The organism is Variovorax sp. WDL1, assembly GCF_001541225.1.
GTDB lineage: Bacteria > Pseudomonadota > Gammaproteobacteria > Burkholderiales > Burkholderiaceae_C > Variovorax.
Window position 1 is genome coordinate 1,576 of sequence record NZ_LMTS01000143.1, and the last position, 926, is coordinate 2,501.

1 protein-coding gene is annotated in these 926 nt (G+C 69.0%); it reads right to left on the reverse strand.

The genetic code is table 11. The annotated features are described in order from the left end of the window. Positions 1 to 453 precede the first annotated feature (453 nt). Positions 454 to 926, reverse strand: a 473-nt coding sequence (locus APY03_RS44140; protein WP_232324340.1) for a DNA topoisomerase, incomplete at its 5' end; no start/stop codon positions are given.

The following is a 926-nucleotide window of genomic DNA, read 5'->3' on the forward strand; positions in this document are numbered from 1 at the left end:
CCAGGGGCCTTCGGCTCGGGAGGAAAGAAGAACCACCCGTGGGCTGATTGGCAGGCCCGGTCGTCGCTAGAACCGTCTGCTCATCCAGCAATCACACCCGGCCCATGTCGTGGCTGGGGCCGGCATCGTCTGGCGCACATCCGCGCACAAAGGGAGCCCGTTTTTGCGCCGGCGGGCACCGGCACCGAATACCGCTGACCACGAAGGGTCTCCGGATGGCTCGCACAGGCAAGCCATCGGGGGACCCTTCGCAGCGGCGGAAGGAATGCAGACGAGGAGAACGCGCGGGGTGCGGTTCGCGGAGAAGCCACCTTCAGGTCCCGCGGCCGGGGACGGCCGGACGGGACGCGCACACGGATCAAGAAGGCGTTGCGCGCTAGGGCGTCCCGCAGGGCGTGCGGGACACGGGCCACGCCGCCGATGGCGGGCACGGCTCACGGGGAACGGGGTCGGTCAGGCGCCCTTGCGGCCGCTCTTGCGTGGACGCGAGGCACCACGCTTGGACGTGCCGGTTTCCACCGGCAGCGTGCCTTTGCAGTCGGGGTAGCGACTGCACGACCAGAACGGGCCGCTCTTGCCGGTGCGCTGGCGCGTGGGTGCGCCGCACTGCGGACAAGCCGGTCCTTGGGGAACCTTGATGGACAGGGACGTGCTGCCGTACTGCGCGATCAACTGCGAAATCCACGCGGCCTGCTTGCCGATGAACACGTCCAGGGTGAGTTGGCCGGCCTCGATCATGTCCAGCGCCTGTTCCCAGACGGCGGTGGTGCCGGGGTCGGCAATCGCCGCGGGCACGGCGTCGATCAGCGTGAACGCCGCATCCGATGCGCGAATGGAGCGTCCCTTCTTCACGATGTAGCCGCGGGCGATCAGCCCGCTGATGATCTTGGCCCGCGTCGCCTCGGTGCCGATGCCCGTCGTGTCCT